General features: G+C 72.6%; 19 protein-coding genes. 14 read left to right on the top strand and 5 right to left on the bottom strand.

Going from position 1 to position 22,650, the window contains the following annotated elements; translation table 11 throughout:
* Positions 1-31: 31 nt before the first annotated feature.
* Genes AB0M48_RS22105 through AB0M48_RS22095 form a run of 3 tightly spaced genes read left to right on the top strand, consistent with a single transcriptional unit; the run spans position 32 to position 3,169 of the window.
* Positions 32-1,501 (top strand): FAD-dependent monooxygenase, encoded by a 1,470-nt coding sequence (locus AB0M48_RS22105; protein ID WP_363844982.1) that lies wholly within the window; start codon positions 32-34, stop codon positions 1,499-1,501.
* Positions 1,498-2,544, top strand: coding sequence for a hypothetical protein (locus AB0M48_RS22100; protein ID WP_363844980.1), 1,047 nt, complete (start codon positions 1,498-1,500; stop codon positions 2,542-2,544). The genes AB0M48_RS22105 and AB0M48_RS22100 overlap by 4 nt, the downstream gene beginning before the upstream one ends.
* A 28-nt stretch (positions 2,545-2,572) precedes the next feature.
* The gene (locus AB0M48_RS22095) at positions 2,573-3,169 is read left to right on the top strand and encodes a TetR/AcrR family transcriptional regulator (RefSeq protein ID WP_363844976.1); all 597 of its coding nucleotides are present in this window, start codon (positions 2,573-2,575) and stop codon (positions 3,167-3,169) included.
* On the opposite strand, the gene AB0M48_RS22090 is transcribed toward AB0M48_RS22095, so the two are convergent.
* Together AB0M48_RS22090 and AB0M48_RS22085 are read right to left on the bottom strand one after the other, a co-directional pair.
* Positions 3,163-3,300, bottom strand: coding sequence for a hypothetical protein (locus tag AB0M48_RS22090; RefSeq protein ID WP_363844973.1), 138 nt, complete (start codon positions 3,298-3,300; stop codon positions 3,163-3,165). The two genes, AB0M48_RS22095 and AB0M48_RS22090, sit on opposite strands and share 7 nt — an antisense overlap.
* Before the next feature lie 525 nt (positions 3,301-3,825).
* A complete protein-coding gene (locus AB0M48_RS22085; RefSeq protein ID WP_363844970.1) occupies positions 3,826-4,512 on the bottom strand; it encodes a hypothetical protein in 687 nt (228 codons plus the stop codon).
* A gap of 180 nt (positions 4,513-4,692) precedes the next feature.
* Between AB0M48_RS22085 and AB0M48_RS22080 the strand changes: the two genes are divergently transcribed.
* Complete coding sequence (locus AB0M48_RS22080; RefSeq protein ID WP_363844967.1) at positions 4,693-4,878, top strand: hypothetical protein; 186 nt, start codon at positions 4,693-4,695, stop codon at positions 4,876-4,878.
* 12 nt (positions 4,879-4,890) lie between these two features.
* On the opposite strand, the gene AB0M48_RS22075 is transcribed toward AB0M48_RS22080, so the two are convergent.
* Together AB0M48_RS22075 and AB0M48_RS22070 are read right to left on the bottom strand one after the other, a co-directional pair.
* On the bottom strand, positions 4,891-7,986 hold the full coding sequence (locus AB0M48_RS22075) for a BTAD domain-containing putative transcriptional regulator (protein ID WP_363844964.1): 3,096 nt from the start codon (positions 7,984-7,986) through the stop codon (positions 4,891-4,893).
* Between the two features lie 558 nt (positions 7,987-8,544).
* Positions 8,545-8,946: a hypothetical protein gene (locus AB0M48_RS22070; protein WP_363844961.1), complete on the bottom strand. Its 402-nt coding sequence runs from the start codon at positions 8,944-8,946 to the stop codon at positions 8,545-8,547.
* 161 nt (positions 8,947-9,107) lie between these two features.
* Here AB0M48_RS22070 and AB0M48_RS22065 point away from each other — a divergent pair, with 161 nt between their 5' ends.
* Together AB0M48_RS22065 and AB0M48_RS22060 are read left to right on the top strand one after the other, a co-directional pair.
* Positions 9,108-9,731: a LuxR C-terminal-related transcriptional regulator gene (locus AB0M48_RS22065; RefSeq protein ID WP_363844958.1), complete on the top strand. Its 624-nt coding sequence runs from the start codon at positions 9,108-9,110 to the stop codon at positions 9,729-9,731.
* Positions 9,728-10,321 carry a response regulator transcription factor gene (locus AB0M48_RS22060; RefSeq protein ID WP_363844955.1) on the top strand — a complete coding sequence of 198 codons (594 nt, stop codon included), beginning with the start codon at positions 9,728-9,730 and terminating at the stop codon, positions 10,319-10,321. The genes AB0M48_RS22065 and AB0M48_RS22060 overlap by 4 nt, the downstream gene beginning before the upstream one ends.
* A 198-nt stretch (positions 10,322-10,519) precedes the next feature.
* Here AB0M48_RS22060 and AB0M48_RS22055 read toward each other — a convergent pair whose 3' ends face one another.
* Positions 10,520-10,723, bottom strand: coding sequence for an MbtH family NRPS accessory protein (locus AB0M48_RS22055; RefSeq protein WP_363844952.1), 204 nt, complete (start codon positions 10,721-10,723; stop codon positions 10,520-10,522).
* 219 nt (positions 10,724-10,942) lie between these two features.
* Between AB0M48_RS22055 and AB0M48_RS22050 the strand changes: the two genes are divergently transcribed.
* From AB0M48_RS22050 to AB0M48_RS22015, 8 genes are read left to right on the top strand one after another with little or no spacing between them, the layout of a single operon-like run.
* The gene (locus AB0M48_RS22050) at positions 10,943-14,095 is read left to right on the top strand and encodes an amino acid adenylation domain-containing protein (protein ID WP_363844950.1); all 3,153 of its coding nucleotides are present in this window, start codon (positions 10,943-10,945) and stop codon (positions 14,093-14,095) included.
* A gap of 17 nt (positions 14,096-14,112) precedes the next feature.
* Positions 14,113-15,414, top strand: coding sequence for a diaminobutyrate--2-oxoglutarate transaminase (gene ectB / locus AB0M48_RS22045; protein ID WP_363844947.1), 1,302 nt, complete (start codon positions 14,113-14,115; stop codon positions 15,412-15,414).
* 31 nt (positions 15,415-15,445) lie between these two features.
* Entirely contained in the window at positions 15,446-16,372 is a 927-nt protein-coding gene (locus AB0M48_RS22040; RefSeq protein WP_363844944.1) for an ornithine carbamoyltransferase, read from the top strand.
* Positions 16,369-17,586 (top strand): MFS transporter, encoded by a 1,218-nt coding sequence (locus tag AB0M48_RS22035; RefSeq protein WP_363844941.1) that lies wholly within the window; start codon positions 16,369-16,371, stop codon positions 17,584-17,586. The genes AB0M48_RS22040 and AB0M48_RS22035 overlap by 4 nt, the downstream gene beginning before the upstream one ends.
* A 26-nt stretch (positions 17,587-17,612) precedes the next feature.
* Positions 17,613-19,952 (top strand): lantibiotic dehydratase, encoded by a 2,340-nt coding sequence (locus AB0M48_RS22030; RefSeq protein WP_363844938.1) that lies wholly within the window; start codon positions 17,613-17,615, stop codon positions 19,950-19,952.
* Positions 19,952-21,427, top strand: coding sequence for an amino acid adenylation domain-containing protein (locus tag AB0M48_RS22025; protein WP_363844935.1), 1,476 nt, complete (start codon positions 19,952-19,954; stop codon positions 21,425-21,427). Before AB0M48_RS22030 ends, AB0M48_RS22025 begins: the two co-directional genes overlap by 1 nt.
* Complete coding sequence (locus AB0M48_RS22020) at positions 21,424-22,389, top strand: threonine/serine dehydratase (RefSeq protein ID WP_363844932.1); 966 nt, start codon at positions 21,424-21,426, stop codon at positions 22,387-22,389. Before AB0M48_RS22025 ends, AB0M48_RS22020 begins: the two co-directional genes overlap by 4 nt.
* The gene (locus tag AB0M48_RS22015; protein WP_363844929.1) at positions 22,386-22,646 is read left to right on the top strand and encodes an acyl carrier protein; all 261 of its coding nucleotides are present in this window, start codon (positions 22,386-22,388) and stop codon (positions 22,644-22,646) included. Before AB0M48_RS22020 ends, AB0M48_RS22015 begins: the two co-directional genes overlap by 4 nt.
* Positions 22,647-22,650: the final 4 nt, after the last annotated feature.

Below are 22,650 nucleotides of genomic sequence, written 5' to 3'. Positions count from 1 at the left end.
CTGATTGTATGAATGGCGAGGGGTGGTCCGCGTGACGCTGGGCAGAACCGCCGTCGTACTGGGTGGCAGCACCGCTGGTCTGTGCGCCGCCGGGGCGCTCGCCCCCTACTTCGACCAGGTGGTGGTGCTGGAACGGGACGAGCTCCCGGCCGCCGCGGAGCACCGGCGTGGCGTGCCGCAGAGCAAGCACCCGCACTTCCTGCTGAACTCGGGACGGCGCGCGATCGGGGCGCTGTTCCCCGGATTCGAGGACGAGCTCATCGCCGCGGGCGGGTTGCACCTGATGCCGTCTCTGGACGCCGCCTACCTCGACGGGGAGGGCTGGTCGGCGCGCAAGCGCGGGGCGATGACGATGATCTACGGGTCGCGGATCCTGATCGAACGCGTGTTGCGCGACGCGGTTCGAGCTCTGCCCAACACGACCATTCGCGAGGGTGTCTCGGTGCACGGCCTCACCACGCGGGACGGGGCGGTCACCGGGGTCGGCCTGTCCACGTCCGCCGGCGAGGAGCACCTCGAAGCCGACCTCGTGGTGGACGCGATGGGGCGCGGGTCTTCGGTCAGCGGCTGGCTCGTGGCCGCCGGATGGCCCGAGCCCGAGGTGCGCACGCTCGACGCCAAGGTCACCTACACCTCGCGCTGGTACGAGCTGCCCTCACCGGCCGAACGACCGGCGTCGTGGTGGTGGCAGCACCTGGTGATCATGCCCACCCCGGACAAGGGGGAGCACCCCGCGGAGCACGAGTTCCTGGTGAACTTCTTTCCCATCGAGGGGAACCGCGTCATCGCCTGCATGGGCTCGTGGGGCATCGACATGCCCCGCACCACCGAGGCGTTCGTCGAGTCGGCGCGCCGGGTGCGCACGCCGTTGTTCGCAGCCGCGATGGACCGGTGTTCACCCACCTCGGAGGTGCACCTGACCCGGTCGACGGGCAACAAGTGGCGGCGCTACGACCGCTTGAGCACACCTGGTCTGGTGTTCGTCGGCGACTCGATCTGCGCTTTCAACCCTTTCTACGCACAGGGAATCAGTTCTGCGGCGATGTCCGCACTGTTGCTGCGCGAGCACCTGTCTCGCGCGCAACGCCTCGACGCGGAGTTCTACGCCGAGTTCCTCGTGGCGCAACGCAAATCGCTCTCCGTGCCCTGGTCGCTGGCCATGGCGAGGGACCAGGGCTACGAGTGCGCGGTGGGCACCGAGAAGGTGCCGGAGTGGTGGCGTCGCGTTCTCGCGGCCATGTCCGGCCCGGCTTTCAGCCTCATCGTCGGTGCGGCGCGTGAGTACGAGGTGGTCGACGAGCACTTCGCGAAGGTGTTCAACATGGACGAGTCGCTGGGCGAGATGATGCGGAACCCGAGGGTGCTCGCGGCGCTCGTGCGCTACCGGATCCGGACAGCGCTGGGACGGCAGCGGATCCCCTTCGGGTTCGATCCCCAGGCGGAGCCGCCGGCCACGGACTACTCGCCGGACGGTGCCGCGGCAACGGTTGCCGCGCGATGAGCGCCGTGTGCGGGCCGGAGGCGGAAGCCGTTGCCCGCGGCCTCGGCTTCGACTGCCACGACGTGTCACCCGTGGTCTCGCTGCGGTTCCCGTGGGATCTCGCGCACTGGACGATGCCGCTGCTCGAGCTGCTCATCATCGGCGGCGCCGTTTTCGCTCTGGTGCACGCGTTGCGCCGCTACCGCCACGGCGATCCGATCAACCTGGCGCTGTGGTGGACGTCGCTGGTGTACCTCGCGGTGATCGAACCACCGCTGTACTTCCCGGAGTGGTTCGGACTCAACGAGATCTACGGTTTCATCTTCGCCCACAACCAGTTCACCGTGCAGTTCATGTGGGACAGGTTGCCGCTCTACATCATCGCGTTCTACCCGGTGATCAGTCAGCTCGCCTACGAGCTGGTGCGGTCGCTCGGCATCTTCCGGCGCCGCGGCGCACTCGTGGGGTCGGTCGCCGTCGCCTTCGCCTGCCAGGTGTTCTACGAGGTGTTCGACCACATCGGACCACAGCTGAAGTGGTGGGCCTGGAACCCGGACAACCGCATCGTCAACCACCCCGCGCTGGCAGCGGTGCCGATGACGAGCATGCTGCTGTTCGCGTCCGTTTCGTTGGCGGCCATGACTTACCTGGTCGTGCGCCTGGTCGGCGAGCACCGCGGGCGGTCGTTGGTGCCGCGCGTTCTGCTCGCCGGCGTCCTCACTCCACCGACCATGGCGATCGCGGGCATTCCGTCGAGCTTCTTCAGCGGCAACGCCACCGCCCAGGCCTGGGTTCTCGGCGTCGAACTGGCCCTGGTGTGGCTGGCCGGTGGCTGGATCGTCGTGTCACAGCTGAGGTCGCCGGGGCCTGGCGAACCGCTGTCGGACTTCGTCCGGATCTACCCGGCCGTCTACCTGGGCGGGATGGCGGTGTTCTGGATCAGCGCTCTTCCTGACGGCCCACCGATCACAGGCGCGCTCTACGCGCTCGCCTGCTTCATCGGAGCCGGTCTGTTGCTCGTGGCACTGCGTCGCGTGCACCGGAAAGCACCTTCCACCGTCTGAGCCAACGCTCTCATGGATGATGGTGTGCATGGGGTACCACGGCTGGCAGGGCAACCCGCCCGGCACCGAGGACGAGGCACGCCGCCGGATCGTCAAGGCGGCGATGGCTTGCGTGGACCGCGTCGGGCTCGCCAAGACCAGCATGTCCGTGGTCGCCGCCGAGGCGGGAGTGACGCGGCAGACCGTCTACCGCTACTTCCCACGCCTCGCGGACATCCTCAGCGCCGTCGCGCTGGCAGGCGTCGAGGACTTCGCCGCGCGGATGGCACGCCACCTCGCCTCGTTCAGCAGCCCGGCCGAGGTGGCCGTGGAGTCCGTGGTGTTCGGCGTCCTGGAAGTGCCGCGGGAGCCGTACCTGGGCCTGCTCCTGCAGGCAGGCGAATCCGACTTCTTCACCGTCGCGGTGACCTCCCCTGAGTCCTTCGCGCTCGGCGCGCGCATCCTCCGCGACGTGCCAGTGGACTGGGCCAGTGCCGGGATCACCACCGACGACGAGCTCCAGGGGCTCGCCGAGATCCTGATGCGGCTCTTCCTGTCGTTCCTGCAGCATCCCTCGACGCCGGCGCTCACCGACGACCAGCTGCGGGCTCTGGTCCGCCGGTGGATCGGGCCCGCTCTTCAGTAGCCGCCACGTTCGAGGGCGATCCGCGCCTCCCGCACCTCGCGATCGCCTTGGGTGCTCGGCGAGAGCACCTGGCAGCGCAGGTTCGTGTCCTCCTTCGCGACCCATTCCTCCGGCTTCGGCCGGTCGAGCAAGGCGTTTCCACTCGCCGGTCATGGTTTCGGCGTGCCCGCAGCAGGCCATCGCCGCGTTCGGCGTGGACTCGTCGCAACTGGGCCTCACCCCACACCCGGACGATTTCGACGCGTAATCGCTCGGCGAGCACCTTGGGCGTGATCGGGGTGCCCCGCCGGCGCGGCCCGGCGAAGTGGGACTCCACGTGGGCGAGCCAGTAGAGCAGGGTGAGCTTTCACTTCCCGCCGATCGCGGCGAACGCCGTGGCCATCGGCAGCCGCACGACGAATCCTGGCCGCGGGGTGTCGGCCTTCATGTTGATCGCGTCGGCGTCGTCCGGTGTCGCCACCGCCCATCTACGGCACGCACTGCGCGAATACGAGCGGCGCCACAACGAGCACCGATCGCTCGCCGCCGCAGCGCCCTTGCGAACCCGATCAGATCGAACGCCTCACCGTAGACCGGCAAAACCGGCTCGGAGGAGTCATCCACGAGTGTGTCCATGCCGCTTGACTGCTTGGACGCAGGTTTCGGCACGCACAGGGTCAGGGCAGCGAGGCCAGCAGCGCGGCGCCGAGGATGGCGTCCAGGCCGGGGGAGTGGCAGCTCGCCGGGGGCGGGATCAGGTGGAAGGGGTGCTGGAGGTCGTCGACCGGGGTGCGCAAGCTCGGGGGGTAGGCGTCGGAGACGGCCTCGACCAGCACCGCGCCCGCGGTGATGCCCTTGGTCGTGAGCGCCGCCGGGCCTGCGGCCACGACCAGGTTCGCGCCGAAGGCAGCCGTCGGTGCGTCCGCGGCGACGGCGAGCCCGACGCCGGCGAGGTCGAGGTGGTCGACCAGGCGGGCGGGCGGCGTGCTCGCCGCGGTGACGGCGATGTGGGTGATGGCGGGCAGCGCCTGACAGAGCACCCTGGCGTGCCACCACACGTCCGGGGCCGTGCCGACCACGCCGGCGGTGATCACCGCGGGCGGCAGCAGGTCGGCGGCGGCGGCCGCGGCGCAGCCCGCCTGCCGGATCGCGCGTACCACTGCGGCGGGCAGTTCTGCCTTGCCGCCGGTGAGCGGGTCTGCCAACAGCAGCACGGAATCGTCGTCGGGGTGCCTGTCCGCGACCTGGGCGGTACCGGGGGCGGGTAGCTCGGCGAGCGCCGCGCGCAGCACGACGGAGACGTCGACGTGCTCGGTGAGCGCCCACAGGTCGTCGTCGGTGAGCGTTCTGGTGCCGCCTCGCATCGTAGTGCCCCCATAGTCAGTGGTGGTGCGCCCAGGAGCGTGGCTGAGACCCTCATGCGTTCGCTATCGGTGCGCTAAGCGCGCGGGCAAACCGTATCGAAGTCCGGCGTTGAGCACGGGCCTGTGAACTGGCTCCACTCCGGCAAGAACGCCGGGAGGAACAGCAGGGAGAGAGCCCAGATGTCCAAGACCGCCGCCCATGTCAGCAAGCTCGTCGTCGCCGCTGTCGCCCTCTTCGCGGCCTTGGGCGTCGCCTTCATCGGCGTGGCAGGCGATGACGCCCACTGGGGCGCTCCGAAGCTCGCCGACTCGCACTGGGGCTCCGCCCCGGCCGTGACCGTCCTCAACGACTCGCACTGGGGCTGACGGGCCGGTGGCTCACACGAGGTCGAGGTCGAGGTCGGTGACGATGGTGGCGCGAGCCCGCTCAGCCTGGTCGGCCCAGCGGGCCGCCTCGTCGGACTCGATCCCGGCGAGCAGGTCCAGCGCGATGTCCAGGCCTGCTCCCGCCTCGGCATCGCGCTCGGCGGAAAGGTGCGCCTCGGCCAGCAGGATCAGCGCCTTGGCCCGCCACAGCACCGAGCCCAGCTCGGCGAAGCACGCGGCCGCGGCCTGCAGGTGCTCGGCGCCGACCTCGTCGTTGCCCCTGGCGACGGTGACCTCGCCGAGGCCGTACAGCGCCTGCCCCTCGATCCACTGGTCGCCCACCTCGATCGCCAGCGACAGCGAGTGCGACAGCGTGGTGTGCGCGGCGTCCAGCCTGCCCTCGCGATGGCGGACGGTGCCCAGCGCGTGCAGCGCGTAAGCCTCCCCGACCTTGTCGCCCAGGTCGCGCACGATCCGCAGCGTCCGGTGCAGCGCCTGCCGCGCAGCGGCGATGTCGTCCAGTCCGAGGTGCAGCTCCGCGAGCCGGTGGATGACCTGGGCCTCCACCCGGAGGCTGCCCGCGTCCTGGCAGATCGCGACCGCCTCGTCCAGCAGCTCCCGCGCCCGCGCCGTGTCGCCGCCATCGATGTTGAGCTTGGCCAGACTTGAGAGCACGTGTGCCTCGCCCGCGCGGTCACCGGCCTCGCGCATGCGGGTCAGCGCGTCGGAGTACTTCGCGCGGGCCGTCCCCGATGCACCGCGCACCCGGCTGATGAAGGCGGAGTTGCGCAGCACGAGCGCTTGGCCGTGCACGTCGCCACATTCGATGAACCCGGCGAGCGCGGCCGCGAAGTGCTCGTCGGCCTCGGCGAGCCGCTTCTGCGCGAGGGCGAGGGTGCCGAGGTTGTAGCACGCGGCGGCGTGTCCGCGCGGGTCGCCGCTGGTGACCCGCGCGGCGAGGGTCGCGGTCTCCACCCAGTCGTCGAAGTAGCCGCGGGTCTCGAAGAGGGTCACCGAGGTGAGGGCCAGGTCCCAGCAGACGTCGGCCAGCCCGGCGTTCGCGGCCTGCCGGATCCCCGGGACCAGGCCGCGGCGCTCGCGCTCCCACCACGCCAGCGGCTCGGCGATGGGCTCGGGCAGTTCGGAGTCGGGGGGCCGCCAGCGCGGTGCGGTGCCGTGCAGGACGGTGAAGTCGCCGCCGTACTCCTTGCGGTGGGCGGCGTCGGAGAGGGCGAGCCAGCCACCGAGGTAGCGCTCGACCGCGGCGTCGCGGCTCTCCTGCGGCTCCTCGTCTGCGAGGCGCTCCTGGCCGAACACGCGGACCAGGTCGTGAAACCGGTAGCGGCGGGTGCGCTCGCCGGGCACCGACCGCACTTCGAGCACGTGCGCGTCGACCAGGGTCTCCACCACGTCCTCCGCGGCGCGCAGGCTGGTGTCGAGCAGCGCGGCAGGGACCCAGCCGGGGAAGTCGGCGGCGTCGACCGCCGCGCACAGCCGGAACAGGCGCCGGGCGCGCTCGGGTAGGCCGCGGTAGGTGAGCGCGATCGTCGAGCGCAGCTCCAGTCCTTTGTGGACGAACTCGTCCAGCCGGTGGTTCTCGTCGTCGAGCCTGCGCACCAGGTCCTCGATGCGCCAGTGCGGCCGCGACACCAGCCGCGCGCCCGCGATCCGCAGCGCCAGCGGCAAACCGGAGCACAGCTGCACCAGCCGGTCGCCGGCCTCGGGTTCCTCGGCGACGCGGTCCGCGCCGATGATCCGGCCGAGCAGCGCGATCGACTGGTCCGCGTCGAGGGTCTCCACATCGATGCAGTACGCGCCGGGCAGGCCTGTCAGCCGGGTGCGGCTCGTGGTGATCACAGCGCAGTGCGGGCTGCCGGGCAGCAGCGGGAGCACCTGCTCCTCGTCGGAGACGTCGTCCAGCACGACGAGCACGCGCCGGTTGGCGAGCTTGCTGCGATATAACTCGGCGCGCTCGATCGGGTCGTCGGGCACCGATGTGCCGGGGACGCCCAGTGCCCGCAGGAAGCGGGCGAGCTGGCGGGAGGCGCCGTCGTCGACGTCGCTGGTGCGCAGGTCGGCGTAGAGCTGGCCGTCGGGGTACTCCCCGACCATTTCGTGGGCGGCGCGAATCACCATGCTCGACTTGCCGACGCCGCCGGGCCCGCTGACGGCCACGATCGGCATGGCGTACGGGTCGCGGTCGCCGCAGAGGACGTCGTTGACCTCGGCCAGCTGACCGCCGCGGCCGGTGAAGTCGGCGATGCTGGGCGGCAGCTGCCGTGGCACCGCGACGGCCTCCTCCGCGGGCCGGGCCACGGCGCGGGTCTCGGCTGGTCGGTCCGCCGCCGCCCGGTCGGTGGGCAGGTCGAGCGCCGGATCGCGGGTGAGGATCGCCTGCTCCATGCGCGCCAGCTCGGGGCCGGGGTCGACCCCGACCTCCTCGGCCAGCAGGGTCCGGGCGCGTCTGCCCGCCTCCAGCGCATCGGCCTGCCGCCCGCAGCGGTAGAGGGCGAGCATGAGGAAAGCGTGCAACCGCTCCTGCAGAGGCTGCTCGGCGACCAGCGCGCGCAGTTCGCCGATCAACTCCTGGTGCCTGCCCAGGGTGAGGTCCAGGCGGATGCGCTCTTCGAGGACAGCGGCCTGGCGCTCGTGCAGCCGGGTCGCCTCGCGCAGGGCAGCGGCGCCGGAGATGCCCGCCAGCGCGGGACCGCGCCACAGGGCGAGCGCGGCGCGTAGCTCGGCGACGGCCTCGGCGGGCTGGTTGGCGGCCGCGTGCTCGTGCCCAACAACGACACGGGCGTGGAAGACATCGATGTCCAGCTCGCCGGGACCGAGCGTGAGCACGTAGCCCGGCGGCTGGGTGCGGATGGTGGCCGAGCCGGACTCGCCGAAGAGCTTGCGCAGCGCGGAGATGCAGATCTGGATCTGCCCGCGCGCGGTCGACGGAGGCGCGTCGCCCCAGACGGCGTCCAGGAGGTGCTCGACGGAGGTGACCCGATTGGCGTTGAGCGCCAACAAGGTCAGCACGAGACGCTGGCGAGGTCCCCCCAGGTCGATCGTCCGCCCGTCGACCACCAGCTCCGTCGGGCCGAGCAGCCGCAACTCCATTGCTACCTCCCCGCTTCAGCGCGATCGGAGGCTAACAGCCGTAACGGGCCACAGCGTGAAGGTGACGCAGGCGAGGGCAGGGACAAGTGCCGCCAAACTGCCGGTCCATATCTTTGATTAATCACTGGCCGGCCGGGGCAAGTCCTCACTGGTCAGTGGTCGGCGCCGATCAGGGATCCGGTGACGGGCCGGCCTGTGGCGCGGTTGTGCCAGATCGCGGCGGTCGACGCCGTCGATGTCGCGGCCGCGTGCAGTTCGAGATCGAGTCGGCCTTCCACTGTGCCGTTGCCTCACTCGTGAACTGCCGCACGGGTTGGAGCAGATGCTGCGCCGGGTGCGGGTGCGGGGGTGCAGCCCAGACGCAGGCCCCGTCCGAGGAAGCCCGCGAATGCGACGAGCAGCAGCCGTAACCGGTCCAGTGTGGAGCGCGTGGTGGTCTCGAGGGAACGGCCGCAGCCGACCGGCGTGGAGTCCGGTCAAGCCGGCCGACTTCCTCGTCGCCGAGGGGGTGGCCGAGGACATCAGTCACGAGTGTCCGCGTGCGGAAGGTGTGTCGTCTCAACGGAGGGAGAACCGGAAGGGCCCCGCGACCCGGACCACTGGGACAAGAAGGCACGCGGGGTGGCAGGCACCAGGGTCCCGTTCGGGTGCCGCGGCCCCGGCGGCGGACGACCCGCACACGTCCGCACGGGGTGCGATCGGCTGCGACAACCGCGTCCACACCTGACCACGAGGCGCGATCGGCGGGTGGGTGAGCGGGCGGTCCGGGGCCGACAACGTCGAGATCGCCTGCACACCAACGAACTCGTCGCGGTTGAACCGGATCGACGCCCGGTTCACGGTGTCGCGGTAGGTCACTCTCGACGGCACCGGCCACGCCGAGCGGGCGAGCATGATCCGCCGCGGCATCTCCTGGCGATACCGCAACACCGACACCCTCGACCAAACAAGGTCGTTCACCGGGCGAACGTGGCCTGATCAGGCACTGGAACCCTGGAAGTTAGGCGTTGCCAATCCACTATCCGAGCGCTTAGGCGCCGTCGACAGCGCGTCGAAAGCACTTGCCAAGCGCCGCGGGTGACGGTGTCGGCAGACCGGACGACTGCTGAAAGAGAGGCGACATGGGGGACCCCGTGTGCGTCGCCGTGGTGGCGAACGACCCGATGCTGGAAGCGGGCGCGACCAGTGCTCTGCGCTCCTGCCCCGACCTGTCGGTGGTGACGCCCGGCGAGCCCGCCGTCGTCACCGTGGTGATGGTGGACTCCGTCGGCGCTGACGAGCTGGCGGCCGTGCGCGCCACCCGATCGGCGCCGCACCGCCCCGAGGTGGTCATCGTCGCCACCGACGTCGACCCCGGCGCCGCCCAACGGGCCATCGCGGCGGGCGCGCGCGGGCTGCTGCGTCGCAGGGAGGCGACACCGGTCCGACTCGCCCGCACGGTGCTCGCCGCCGCGGGCGGCGACTGCACCGTGCCGCCGGACATGCTCAACCGCCTCCTCGACGGCGGTCTCCTCGGCGACCGCGACCTCGCCGCCGCGGGCGGCTGGTCGGCGGCGGGTCTCAGCGACCGCGAGCGCGCTGTGCTCAACCTCGTCGCCGACGGTCACGAGACCAGCGAGATCGCCAGGACGCTGTCCTACTCGACGCGCACGGTCACCACCGTGGTCCACGACATCACCCGCCGCTTCCGGCTGCGCAACCGCGCGCACGCCGTGGCCTACGCGCTCAGGGCGGGTCTGCTGTGACCGCCGTGCTGGCCCCGCCCGCCGCGGTACCGGTGCGGGTCGTCGCCGCAGACGAGAGCACACGCGCCAAGGTCACCTCGGCTCTGCGCTTGGCTGGCGTTCCGTTGTCCGGGCCCGCGGAAGGAGCCGCGGTCGTCGCGGCGGTGGGGGAGACGGTGGAAGACGCCATCGCCGCCTGCGGCACCGCGACGCCGGGCCTGGTGGTCGCCGAGCGATTCAGCCAGATCGGCGTGCGCCGCGCCCTGCGGATGGGGGCGGGCGCGATGCTGCGCACCGCCGACCTCACCCCGGCCCGCCTCCTCGCCGCCATCGACGCCGCCCGCTCCGGCGACGGCCGCGTCCCGCACGAGGTCCTGGTCCGCCTCCTGGACGGCCCCGAGCCCGCCGACCCCGCTCCGGCCGTGCTGACCCGCAGGCAGACGAGCGTCCTGGCGCTGATGGCCGACGGCCACGGCAACGCCGACATCGCCAGGATGCTGCGGTGCTCGGAGCACACGGTGAAGAACGTCATCTACGAGCTGATGGGCAGGCTCCAAGCCCGCAACCGCTCCCACGCCGTCGCCACCGCCATCCGCACCGGTCTGATCTGACCACCCGGACCCGCCGGACGCCCCGACCGCCACCCGCGGTGTCCGGCGGAGGTCCCTGCCCAGACGAGGGCTTGCGCGGCGTCGGCGCACACCCGGTTCCGCACCGTCGCCGCTCGTCGCGCGGCTGTGCCACAGCACTCTCACAGCACTGTGCGGGGCGGTCCTCTTCGTGGCCGCCCCGCACAGCTGTCTTCGACGTCAGACCGCGGCGCCGTCCATCTGCTTGCGCAGGCTCAACGGGCGCATGTCCGTCCACACCGCACCGATGTGGTCGAGGCACTCCTGCCTGGTTCCCGTCGTGCCCTCGGCGTACCAGCCCAGGGGCAGCTCGCGGCCTGCCCGCCAGATCGAGTACTGCTCCTCGTCGTTGCGGACTACGCGGTAGGTTCCCTCGTCGCTCATCGATCCGGCTCCTCCTGAACTGTGGGGCGAACATCCTCCATCGTGGACCCCGGCCAGGGTCCGGCACAGAGAGAAAAGGGCAGAAGCCGCCGCGGTCGATGGCTGCCGCTCCTTCTCTGGTGACGCCCACCCGCCGGCGGGCAGCGTGGTGTCACTAGCCGGCGCCCAGTGGCCCGGTCTCGGTTTCGGAGGAGGTGTCCGGTGGGTCCCGGTGGCTTGATGTCCTTTGCCCAGCGACGGTTGTGGTTCCTCGACCAGCTGCACCCCGGATCGGCCGACTACCTGCTGCCCGTGGCGCTGCGGCTGCGCGGCCCGCTGGACGTCGGGGCACTGGCCGGGGCGCTGCGGTCGGTCGCCGGGCGGCACGAGGTGCTGCGCACGCGGTTCCCCGCCGAGGACGGCGACCCGGTCGCCGTGCTGGAGCCCGCGTCGGCGGTGCCGTTCGACGTGGTCGACATGACCGGCCGCACGGAGTCCGAAGTAGACGCCTGGGTGGCCGCCGAGGCGAGCTGCCCCATCGACGTCGGCGCCGCCGTCCCGCTTCGCGCCGTGCTGGGCAAGATCGCCGACGACGAGCACGTGCTGGTGGTCGTCGTGCACCACATCGCCTTCGACTTCGGCTCCTGGCCGGTGCTCACCCGCGAGCTGGCCGCCCACTACGGCGAGCTGACCGGCCGCGGCCCGGCCGACCTGGCTCCGCTGCCCACCAGCTACGCCGAGCACGCCCGCTCGCACGGCGAGCGCCTGGCAGGCGAGCGCATGGACGCCGGTCTGGCGCACTGGACCGGCAGGCTCGCGGACCTGCCGCCGCTGCGCCTGCCCACCGACAAGCCGCGTCCCGCCGAGTGGACCGGCGCGGGCGCCATCGGCCGCTTCCAGGTCCCCGCCGATCTGCTCGCCGAGGTCGACGCCTTCGCCCGACGCAACAAGGCCACCCGCTACATGGTGCTGCTGGCCGCCTTCCAGGCCCTGCTCGCCCGCTACAGCGGCCAGACCGACTTCGCGGTCGGCACCCCGGTGACCGGCCGTGACCGGGTCGCCACCGAGGCACTGATCGGCCTGTTCGTCAACACGATCGCGCTGCGGGCCGACGTCGCGGGCAAGCCGAGCTTCACCGAGCTGCTCGGCCGGGTGCGCGCGGGCGTGCTCGCCGACCTGCGGCACGCCGACATCCCCTTCGACCGCGTCGTCACCGAGCTGGCCCCGGCCCGTGACCTCTCCCGCAACCCGCTGTTCCAGGTCACCTTCTCGCTGCTGGCCGCCGGCGTCGCCGAGGTCGGCCTGCCCGGCCTGGAGGTGACGATGCGCCCGTCGCCGCCCACCGGCCTGCCCTTCGACCTGGTGCTGGACCTGATCCCGGTCGACGGCGGACTCGCCGGGCGCGTGCAGTACGCCGTCTCGCTGTTCGACGCCGAGAGCATCGACCGCATCGGCGCGGACTACCCCGCCCTGCTGCGCGCCCTGCTCACCGCGCCCGACACACCGGTGACCGACCACACCGCCGTCATTCCGGCCCTGCCCGGCCGTGAGCGCGCCCGGCTCCTGGCGTGTGGCAACGACACCGCGGCGCCGTCGCCCACCGGCACGGTCGTCGAGCTGATCGCTGAGCAGGCGGCCCGCACCCCGGACCTGTCCGCCGTGCGCTCGCACGACGGCGAGCTCACCCACGCCCAGCTCGACGCCGCCGCCAACCGGCTCGCCCACCACCTGCGCGGTCTCGGCATCGGCAGGGGCTCGGTGGTCGGCGTGCACCTCGACCGCGGCCACCGCTTGCCGGTCGCGTTCCTCGGCGTGCTGAAGGCGGGTGCGGCCTACGTGCCGCTCGACCCGGACTACCCGACCCGCCGCCTGGAGTTCTTCCTCGCCGACACCGGCGCGACCGCTCTCGTCACCGAGACCGCCCTGGCCGACGTGCTCTCGGTCGGCGAGGCCGTCCCCGTGCTGCTCGACGCCCACGCCGAGGCCATCGCCGCGCACCCGGCCACCCCGCCGGAAGGCGGCCCCACCCCTGACGACTTGGCCTACACCATCTACACCTCGGGGTCGACCGGTCTGCCCAAGGGCGTGATGATCGACCACCGCGGCCTCGCCGAGTTCCTGGTGTCCATGGTGGACCGGCCCGGCCTGGAGCAGGGCACCGCCGTCGTCGGTCTGACCACCGCCTCCTTCGACCCGTCGGTGCTGGAGCTGTACCTGCCGCTGCTGGTCGGCGCGCACGTCGTGATCGCCTCGGCCGAGCAGGCCCGCGACCCGCAGCGGCTGGCCGCGCTCATCGCCGAGCACACCCCGCGCCTGCTGCAGGCCACCCCGGTCACGCTGCGGATGCTGCTGGACTCCGGCTGGTCGCCGCCCTCCACGCTGACCGTCCTGGCGGGCGGGGAGAAGCTGCCGCCGGAGCTGGTGCGCAGGCTGTCGGCCGACGGCGCGCGGGTGTGGGACCTCTACGGCCCCACCGAGACCACAGTCTGGGCCACCACGGCCCGCGTCGACGCCGAGGGCCGCGTGCTGGACTGGGCGGCGAAGAACAACTCCACCGTCTTCCTCCTCGACGCCGACCTGGAACCGGTCGCCGACGGCGAGGTGGGGGAGATCTACCTCGGTGGCGCGGGCACGGCCGTCGGCTACCACAACCGGCCGGGCGCCACCGCCGAGCGGTTCCTGCCCGACCCGTTCTCGCCCGAGCCCGGCGCGCGCATGTACCGCACCGGCGACCTCGGCAGGCGCGGCCCCGGCGCGGCGGTGGCCATCCTGGGCCGCGCCGACCACCAGGTGAAGATCCGCGGGCACCGGATGGAGCCCGGCGAGATCGAGGCCGCGCTGCTGGAGCACCCCGGCGTGCGGGCGGCCGTGGTGCACCCGACCCCGGCCCCCGACGGCGACCTGCAGCTCACCGCCTATCTGGTGGGCGACCCGTCCGGCGGCGAGGAGCTGCGCCCGTTCCTGCTGGCGTCGCTGCCGGACTACATGCTCCCCGCCGCCTACGTCGTCCTCGACGAGCTGCCCAAGACCGCCAACGGCAAGGTCGACCGGCTCGCGCTGCCGCTGCCGCAGGTCCCGGCCGCCGTCGTCAAGGCACTGCCGAGCACCCCCGACGAGAAGGTCGTCGCCGGGGTGTGGGCCGAGGTGCTGAACACCGACGCGTTCGGCGTGCACGACAGCTTCTTCGACGTCGGCGGACATTCCCTGCTGGCCACCAGGGTCGCGGTGCGGCTGCGTGCCGCGCTCTCGGTGGACGTGCCGGTGCGCGCCCTGTTCGACCACAGCAGCGTGGCCGCCCTCGCCGCCGCCCTGCCGAGCTTCCCCCGCACCACCGAGGCCACCGCCGCGCCGGTGTTGCGCAGCAGGCGGCGGACCGCCGCCACCCCCCGCTGAGGCACAAGGAGACCATCATGACCCTCGCCGCCGACCCGGTCGCGCCCGTCATCCCCCGCGCGTCCGCCATCGACATCGCCGTCTTCGAAGACCTGGAGTCCGAGGTCCGCAGCTACTGCCGCAAGTTCCCCGCGGTGTTCCACCGCGCGGTCGGCGCCGACCTGTTCTCCGAGGACGGCCGCCGCTACATCGACTTCTTCTGCGGGGCGGGCAGTCTCAACTACGGCCACAACAACGCCACCATCAAGGCGAAGGTGCAGGAGTACCTGGCCGCCGACGGCATCATGCACGGCCTGGACATGTACACCGCGGCCAAGCGGGAGTTCCTGCACACCTTCAACGACGTGGTGCTACGCCCGCGCGGTCTCGACTACAAGGTCCAGTTCTGCGGTCCGACCGGCACCGACGCCGTGGAGGCGGCGCTGAAGGTGGCCCGCAAGGCCACCGGCAGGCGCGGGATCTTCGCCTTCACCGGCGCCTACCACGGCATGTCGCGCGGCTCGCTGGCCGCCACCGGCAGCCTGCGCGCCCGCCGCGCCGGCGGCGTCGGCCCCGGTGAGGTCACCTTCATCCCGTTCGAGGACGGTCCCGCCGGCACGTTCGACTCGGTCGGCCTGATCGAGCGCTACCTCAACGACCCGTCGTCCGGGGTGGAGAAGCCCGCGGCGGTGATCGTCGAGCCGATGCAGATGGAGGGCGGGGTCTACCCGGCGTCGCGGGAGTGGCTGCGCTCGCTGCGCGAGGTCACCGAGAGGCACGGCGTGCTGCTGATCGTGGACGAGATCCAGTCCGGCTGCGGGCGCACCGGACGCTTCTTCTGCTTCGAGCACGCCGGGATCGTCCCGGACATCGTGACGTTGTCGAAGTCCCTCGGCGGAATCGGCCTGCCGATATCGCTGACGCTGTTCAAGCGCGGCCTGGACGTGTGGGAGCCCGGTGAGCACACCGGCACCTTCCGCGGCAACCAGCTGGGGTTCGTCGCCGCCACCGCGGCCATCGAGCTCTGGCAGTGCACCAAGTTCCGCACCGACCTCGCCGTGGCCGTCCGCAGGCTGGAGCGCTTCGGCACAGAGCTGGCCCAGACCCACCCGGAGATCACGACCCGCGGCCGCGGGATGGCGCTGGGCCTGGACCTGGGCGCGGCGGGCGGTGCCGAGCGCGCCGACCGCGTGCAGCGCCACGCCTTCGAGCACGGCCTGATCGTGGAGCTGTGCGGCCGTGACGACGAGGTCATCAAGCTTCTTCCCCCGGTCAACATCGACATCGCCCGGCTCGACCGCGGCATCGACATCCTGCGCGCGGCCCTCCGGTCGGCGTGAGCACCCCCCGGCGAACCGCAAGGAGGCGGCGATGGACCGCAGGCACCTGATCTCGCTCGACGACCTGGGCGACGACGATCTGCGCTGGATCGTCAACCGCGGCGCGGACTACTCAGCGGGTCGGTTGGACCACGTGCGCCCCCTGGACGAACTGGTCGTGGGCATCCTGTTCCGCAAGACCTCGACCCGCACCCGCACCGCGTTCTCGGCGGGCGCGCTGCGGCTGGGCGCCAAGCTCATCACCTACGGGCCCGGCGACCTGCAGGAGAACACCGGCGAGACCGTGGACGACACCGGGCAGGTGCTGGCCGGGATGCTCGACGTGCTCGTCGCCCGCACCGCGGGGCCGGAGGCCGAGCTGCGCGCCTACGCCAACCAGGAGCGCATGGCCGTCATCAACGCGATGAGCGCCGAGGAGCATCCGACGCAGGGGCTCACCGACCTCACCACGCTGACCCGGATCTTCGGCTCGGTCGACGGCCTGCGCGTGCTGTACGTGGGAGAGGGCAACAACACCGCCTCCGCGCTCGCGCTCGGCCTGACCCGCTTTCCGGGCACCGAGCTGCACCTGCGCACGCCCCCCGGCTACGGCCTGCGGGCCGACTACCTGGACCGCGCCCAGATCCACGCCAAGTGCGCCGACTCCGCCGTCGAGGAGCGCCACGACGTGGACGACCTGCCGGAGGTCGACGTCGTCTACACGACCCGCTGGCAGACCACCGGCACCGTCAAACCCACTCCGGACTGGCGCGAGGTGTTCGCGCCGTTCCAGGTCGACCAGGCGATGATGGACCGCTGCCCCGGCGCGGTGTTCCTGCACGACCTGCCCGCCCACCGCGGCGAGGAGGTGACCGCCGAGGTCCTCGACGGCCCGGCCAGCGCCGCCTTCGCGCAGGCCGAGAACAAGTACCACTCCGCCCGCGCGGTGCTGGAGTGGTGCGCCGGAGGGCCGCGGTGACCGGGTTGCGCGCGCTGCTGATCGCGGGCGCGGTGTCCGCGTTCGGCACGCAGATGACGATGCTCGCCCTGCCCTGGCTGGTGCTGGAGGCCTCGGGGTCGGCCACCAGGACCGGTCTGGTGTTCGCGGTGCAGGTGCTGCCGATCGCCCTGCTCGGCTTTCTCGGCGGCGAGGTGATCCAGCGCTTCGGCGCACATCGCACGATGCTCGTCAGCGACGCCGTGCGCGCCCCGCTGATCGCGCTGGTGCCGCTGCTGCACGGCATGGACCTGCTCAGCTACCCGCTGCTGCTGGCGATCGTCGCGGTGCTCGGCGTTTTCGGGGTGCCCTACTACGCCGCCCAGCGCGTGCTCGCCACCGAGCTGATCGGGGACGACCCGCGTGGGATGGCCAGGGCCAACAGCATCCTGGAGGGCGCGGTCAACGTCGCCGCGTTCGCCGGGCCCGCCACCGCGGGCGCGCTGATCGCCTTCTTCGGGGCGCCCGCCGTGCTCTGGCTGGACACGGGCACCTTCGCGTTCTCGGCGCTGCTGCTCCTGCTGGTGCCGCGCAAGCACGGCGCCGCGTCCCGCTCCGGCCCGCCGGGGGTGCTCGCCGGGCTCAAGCACATCACCGCCGACGCGTTCCTGCGCAAGGCCGTGCTCTCCACCATCACCTACGGGTTCGTCCTTCGAGTGCTGGCGATCGCGCTGCCCCTGCTGGCCTTCGAGCGCTTCGACGAGAACGCCCGGCTCGGCGGGCTGCTGCTGTCGGCGGCCGGCGCGGGTGCGCTCGCCGGCTCGCTGACGGCCGTCGCGGTGGCCACCAAGGTGGAGCCCAGAAAGCTCGTGCTGGTCGCGATGACGGTGATGGCCCTGCCGCTGTGGCTGCTCGTGCCGGACGTGCCCGTGTGGGTGCTGATGTCCGCCGTCGCGCTCACCTCGGCCGCCGTGCCGGTGTCCAACGCCCCGTTCTTCGCGATCCTGACCGCCCGCGTGCCCGCCGACTACCGGCCGAAGGTGCTGCAGTCGGTGATCACGCTGAGCGGCCTCGCGGGCCCGCTCGGGTTCCTGACCGCCGGTCTGCTCACCGACGGGCTCGGCATCACCGCCACCGTCGTGCTGATCGCCGCCCTGGCCACCCTCGCCTCCGCCAACGTCGCGCTGGCCCTGCGCCTGCTCACCCCCGAGGCGGCGCCGCCGCCCGCCGCTCCCGTCGCCGCCCGCGCGGGCTGACCCACCGCATCCGGAAGGTGCTCGCCATGCCTGACACACCCGAGAAGAAGGAACCCGTGCTCCTGCCCGACGGAGGGTGGCGGCTCTGGGAGCAGTTCGCCCTGCGCGGCCCCGGCTTCCCCGCCGACGGCGTGCTGCGCATCGTCCCGCCCGGCCTCGCCCTGGCCGCCGACAAGTTCGGCGAGGACGACACGCTCGCGGGCGCGGACTGGGACGAGTTCGCCGAGGAGTTCGAGGCCGCCGCCGTGCGCACCGCCGTGCAGCTGCAGGGGATCGCGGCCCAGCCGCGCTTCCAGGCCGCCGTCGCCTGGCAGAACCGCGCCGTCCTGGACACCGGTATCGCCTCCTTCCTCGCGTGGACGCCGGACAAGGCGCGCAGCAGCATGCCGCGCCAGCGCGAGGAGCTGGTCGCGCACTACTGGCAGCGGTTCTGCGTGAAGAACGACACGATCGGCTTCTTCGGCCCTGTCGGCTGGGGCCGCTGGGACCTCTCCGCGGACGGGCTGTCCATCGACCCGGGTTCGACCGGCTTCCTGTCCGGCTCGCACGTGTACTTCGCCAGCTGGGCCATCGACGCGCTCGCCAAGGTCCTCGACGCCGACCCGGCGTTCCGGGCGTGGGTGCCGCCGCGCCGGGTGTCCTTCGTCCGCTTCGACGGCGAGCGGATCGCCGTGCCCGGCAGGCCCGCCCAGGACATCCCGGCCGACGCGCGCGCCGTGCTGGAGCTGTGCGACGGCACCCGGCCGGTGCCCGCCATCGCCGCTGCGCTCGGCCGCGGGGTCGACGAGGTCACCGAGATCGTGCTGTTCCTGGTGCGGAAGCGCTGGGCGCACTGGCGCCTGGAGGTCCCCTCGGCCACCTACCCCGAGCGCGAGCTGCGGGCGATCGTCGAGCGCGTCGGCGACGAGCCGGTGAAGGCCGCCGCGCTGGCCAAGCTCGACGTGCTGGAACGCGGCCGCGACGCCGTCGCCGCCGCCGGGCAGGACGCCACGGCGCTGATCGCCGCGCTCACCGCGCTGGAGAACGAGTTCGCCGACATCACCGCCACCGAGGCCCAGCGCGCCAAGGGCCAGCGCACCGCGCCCTGCCGCGCTCTGGCTTACTCCGACTGCACCCGTGCGGCCACCGCCACCCTCGGCCGCGCCGTGCTGGACGAGCTGACACCGCTGCAGATGTGCCTGACCGCGGCCCGCTGGATGACCAACCGCTTCGGCGCGGTCATCGGCGCGCGGGTGCGCGAGGCCTACGACAAGGTGCTGGCGCGGCACGGCTCGGTGGACCTGGCGTCGCTGTGGTTCGAGTGCCTGCCCACCCCGCACGCCGCCTCCATCGCCGACATGGACGCCATCCAGGACGAGCTGCGGGCGAAGTGGGCCCGCATCCTGGACGTGCCCTCCGGTCCCTCCCGGGTGCGGATCTCCTCGGCCGACATCGCCGAGCAGGTGCGCGCGGAGTTCGGCGAGCCGGGGGCGGGCTGGTCGCTGTCGCGGTACTTCAGCCCTGACCTGCTGGTCCTCGCGGAGGACGCCGATGCCGTGGCGCGCGGGGAGTTCGAGCTGGTGCTCGGCGAGATGCACTGCGCGCTCAACACCATGGGCGCCTCGCTGTTCGTCCACCAGCACCCCGAGCGGCACCTGCTCGCCGAGGAGACCGCCCGTGACTTCCCGACGCCGCGGTTGCTGCCGATGCTGCCCAAGGAGTTGCCGCTGAAGTGGTCGGCGCGCAGCAGGCCGTCGCTGGACCGCCCCGAGGACTACTACGTCGCGATGGTCGACCACACCACCGACCCGCACCGCCCGCGCACCGTGCTCAGCGGTGACGTGGCCGTGCACGAGCGCGGCGAGAAGCTGGTCGCCGTGCTGCCCGACGGCGCGGAGTTCGACGTCCTCGACGCCTACGCCAACGCCATGACCCACCGGGTGATGGACCGCTTCACGCTGCGGCCCGCCGCCGAGCACTCGCCGCGCGTCACCATCGACCGGATGGTCGTCGCGCGCGAGACCTGGCGGGTGACCGCATCGGAACTGGACTTCACCGAGGAGAAGTCCGAGGCCAGGCGGTTCGTCCGGGCCCGGCACTGGCAGCGCTCGCTGGACCTGCCGCGCTACGTCTTCGCCGTTTCGCCGGCCGAGCCGCGCCCGTTCTACGTCGACTTCGACAACCCGATCTACGTCACCATCCTGTCCAAGGCGGTCCGCAGGCTGGCCCGCAAGGACCCGGCCGCGAAGATCACGTTCTCGGAGATGCTGCCCAACCCCGAGCAGGCCTGGCTGACCGACGACGAGGGCCGGAAGTACACCAGCGAGCTCAGGTTCGTCGCCGTCGACCAGACCGCTGTCGAATCCGCGCCGGTGGAGGCGTCCTGATGCGGACCTACGCCGACACCATCGCCGGGCACCCACCCGGCGCCATCGCGCTGTCCACACCGGACGGCGAGGTCAGCTACGGCGAGCTGGCCGCCCGCGTCGACACCCTCGCCCGCGCGCTCGCCGCGCGCGGGGCCGGGCCGGAGAAGGTGGTCGCGGTCGCCGTCGACCGCAGCGTGGACGCGGTGGTCGCGGTCGCCGCGGTCACCAGGGCCGGTGCAGCCTTCCTCACCCTCGACACCAGCCAGCCCGCCGCCCGCCTGGCCGGGCTGGTGCGCAGTGGGGGAGCGAGCCTGCTCGTCACCGCCGACGGCGTGGACATCGACCTGCCCGTGCCCGGACCGCCGGTGCTGGTGACCGACACCGGCGACTGGCCAGGGGCCCTCGCGCCCCCGCGGCCGGACGGCCTGGCCTACGTCAGCCACACCTCCGGGTCGACCGGCGAGCCGAGCCCCGTGCTCGTCGAGCACCGCGGTCTGGACTCCTACCTGCGGTTCATCGCCGCCGACTACGGACTCGGGCCGCACACGGTGGCGCTGCAGATGGCGCCGATGGGCTACGACGCCTCGATCCGGGACACGTTCGCGCCTCTGCTGGCAGGCGGTCGCCTGGTGTTGCTGCCGCGGTCTGCGCTGCTGCGGCCCGCCGAGTTCGGCGCGGCCGTCGCCCGGCACGGGGTGAACACGATCCTGAGCACCACGCCGTCGTTCCTGTCCTTCCTGGCCGGGCAGCCCGATCCGGCCGCGCTGCTGGGCGGGATGCGGCTGGTGGTCTCCAGCGGCGAGTCGCTGCGGCCGTTCCTGTCCTCCGGCGGGCGGGCGCTGGTGCCCGGTGAGCTGGTCAACCAGTACGGGCCCACCGAGTGCACGATGACCTCGACGCGCTTCCGCGTGCCGCCCGACCCCGAACCGGAGGTCGATGTCGTCGGCGAACCGGTCGGCGGGGTCGTGGTGCGGGTGCTCGGCGACGACCTGGAAACGGTGCCCGACGGGGACGTGGGCGAGGTCTACATCGGCGGGGTCGGGGTGGCCCGCGGATACCACGGGCTGCCGGGGCGCACCGCGGAGCGGTTCGTCCCCGACCCGCACGGTCCGCCGGGCGCGCGGCTCTACCGCACCGGCGACCTCGCCCGCTGGGGGCCGGGCGGCCTGCACTTCCTCGGACGCGGCGACCGCCAGGTGAAGATCCGCGGCTACCGGGTCGACCCGGCCGAGGTGGAGGGTGCGCTGCTCACCCACCCCGGCGTGCTCGGGGCGGTGGTCAGCGCCGAGCACGACGACCGGGGCCGGGTGTTCCTGGTCGCGCACGTCGCGGGCGACCTCGGCGGGGCCACCGACGGCGCGTTGCGCGCCCACCTGGCCGCGTCGCTGCCCCCGCACCTGATGCCACGCCGGTTCGTCCGGCTCGCCGAACTGCCCAGCACACGCAGCGGCAAGACCGATCGCCGCGCCCTGAGCGGAAGCGAGGGACCATGACGGCCGCCATCACCCGCCTGGGCCCCGCGGACGTGCGCGCCGCCGCGCACCGCATCGCCGGCCACGTGCGCAGGACACCCCTGATCGCCGACCCAGACCTGCCCGGCCTGTGGCTCAAGGGTGAGCACCGCCAGCTCGGCGGCTCGTTCAAGCTGCGCGGCGCGGCCAACGCCGTGCTGGCGCTCGGGGCGCGCGCGATCGTCACCGGGTCGTCGGGCAACCACGGGATCGCGCTGGCCACGATGGCCGCGCCGCTGGGCGTGCCGGTCACCGTCGTCATGGCGGCCGGGGCCAGCACGGCGAAGTCCGACCTCGTCCACGCCCTCGGCGGGCGCACGATCACCGTCGCGGGCGGGGTCGCCGAACGCGACCGCTCGGCGCGGAAGCTGGCCGAGGAGACCGGCGCGGTGTTCGTGCCGTCCTCCGACGACGAGCTGATCATCGCCGGTCAGGGCACCGTCGGCCGGGAAGTCCTCGCCGACGCCCCCGACGTCGCGACGATCTTCGTGCCGACCGGCGGCGGCGGTCTGCTGGCAGGCGTCTGCCTCGCGGTGCGCGACCTGCCGGTGCGCGTCGTCGGCGTCGAACCGGAGAACGCCGACCGGTACGCGCGGTCCTTCGCCGAAGGCGGTCCCGTGCTCCTGCCACCCAGCCTCACCGTCGCCGACGGGCTGCGTGGCCAGCAGCCCGGCCTGCTCACCTACCCCGTCATCCGCGCCCGCGTCGACGAGCTCGTCGCCGTGTCCGATGCCGAGATCGTCGCCGCCCAGGACCGGCTCGCCCGGCGCGGGATCGCCGCCGAGCCCAGCGGAGCGGTCGCCCTGGCGGGCGCGCTGCGCACCGGCTGGCGCGGCGTCGCCGCGGCGATCGTCTCCGGCGGCAACACAGCCGAGGCTCTGGCCGTCGCGGTCAGGACCCACCTGCCCGTCCACGGAGTCCCCACCGAGAAGGAGTTCGCATGACCACCACGGAGAAGCGCGCGACGGACATCAGCACCGTCGACCTGCTGATCGACATCTACCGCGAGACCCTCGGCGACGCCGGCCTGGACGCGGGCAGCGACTTCTACGAGGCGGGCGGCGACTCGCTCACCGCCTTCCAGATCACCGCCCGGCTGGAGGAGGCGCTGGGTGTCGAGGTGCCCGTGGCGCTGGTCTTCGCCTACCCGTCGCCCGCCGACCTGGCGGACGTCGTCGACACCGATTTCGCACAAGCATAGGGAG

Source organism: Lentzea sp. NPDC051208, from assembly GCF_040682435.1.
Lineage (GTDB): Bacteria > Actinomycetota > Actinomycetes > Mycobacteriales > Pseudonocardiaceae > Lentzea > Lentzea kristufekii.
The sequence above is the reverse complement of the archived record's forward strand: the minus strand, read 5'-3'. Positions and strand labels throughout refer to the sequence as shown.

Coding starts and splice junctions, on each gene's coding strand:
- AB0M48_RS22100 (WP_363844980.1), top strand. CDS start 1,498: ATGAGCGCCGTGTGCGGGCCGGAGGCGGAAGCCGTTGCCCGCGGCCTC.
- AB0M48_RS22095 (WP_363844976.1), top strand. CDS start 2,573: ATGGGGTACCACGGCTGGCAGGGCAACCCGCCCGGCACCGAGGACGAG.
- AB0M48_RS22085 (WP_363844970.1), bottom strand. CDS start 4,512: ATGCGAGGCGGCACCAGAACGCTCACCGACGACGACCTGTGGGCGCTC.
- AB0M48_RS22080 (WP_363844967.1), top strand. CDS start 4,693: ATGTCCAAGACCGCCGCCCATGTCAGCAAGCTCGTCGTCGCCGCTGTC.
- AB0M48_RS22075 (WP_363844964.1), bottom strand. CDS start 7,986: ATGGAGTTGCGGCTGCTCGGCCCGACGGAGCTGGTGGTCGACGGGCGG.
- AB0M48_RS22065 (WP_363844958.1), top strand. CDS start 9,108: ATGGGGGACCCCGTGTGCGTCGCCGTGGTGGCGAACGACCCGATGCTG.
- AB0M48_RS22055 (WP_363844952.1), bottom strand. CDS start 10,723: ATGAGCGACGAGGGAACCTACCGCGTAGTCCGCAACGACGAGGAGCAG.
- AB0M48_RS22050 (WP_363844950.1), top strand. CDS start 10,943: ATGTCCTTTGCCCAGCGACGGTTGTGGTTCCTCGACCAGCTGCACCCC.
- ectB (WP_363844947.1), top strand. CDS start 14,113: ATGACCCTCGCCGCCGACCCGGTCGCGCCCGTCATCCCCCGCGCGTCC.
- AB0M48_RS22040 (WP_363844944.1), top strand. CDS start 15,446: ATGGACCGCAGGCACCTGATCTCGCTCGACGACCTGGGCGACGACGAT.
- AB0M48_RS22030 (WP_363844938.1), top strand. CDS start 17,613: ATGCCTGACACACCCGAGAAGAAGGAACCCGTGCTCCTGCCCGACGGA.
- AB0M48_RS22025 (WP_363844935.1), top strand. CDS start 19,952: ATGCGGACCTACGCCGACACCATCGCCGGGCACCCACCCGGCGCCATC.
- AB0M48_RS22020 (WP_363844932.1), top strand. CDS start 21,424: ATGACGGCCGCCATCACCCGCCTGGGCCCCGCGGACGTGCGCGCCGCC.
- AB0M48_RS22015 (WP_363844929.1), top strand. CDS start 22,386: ATGACCACCACGGAGAAGCGCGCGACGGACATCAGCACCGTCGACCTG.